The 282-nt window shown below is 40.8% G+C and carries 1 protein-coding gene; it reads left to right on the top strand.

The features are described 5' to 3' along the window. The coding region (locus M3206_RS18890; protein WP_251313764.1) for a transposase at window positions 1-194 on the top strand (194 nt) is incomplete at its 5' end. Window positions 195-282: the final 88 nt, after the last annotated feature.

Raw genomic sequence — 282 nt, 5'->3', positions numbered from 1 at the left:
AAAATAAAAAAATATATGCACAGCGCAAAGAAACGATTGAACGGGTTTTCGCTGATGCAAAAGAAAAGCATGGTATGCGATGGACGAAGCTCAGAGGGCTCAAAAAAGTTTCCGCGCACGCGATGCTTACTTTCGCTGCCATGAACCTTAAAAAACTGGCAAACTGGACATGGCGAGGGCCATGTCCAGTTTAATCCAGGTGTGTTTATTCAAAAATAATACTTAAAAACAACACAAACCCCATTTTCAACAAAGTTGAAATGGGGTTTGTCTACGTTCTGA

Source organism: Fictibacillus phosphorivorans, assembly GCF_023715845.1.
GTDB lineage: Bacteria > Bacillota > Bacilli > Bacillales > Fictibacillaceae > Fictibacillus > Fictibacillus phosphorivorans_D.
This window is presented reverse-complemented; position numbering and strand designations above follow the sequence as displayed.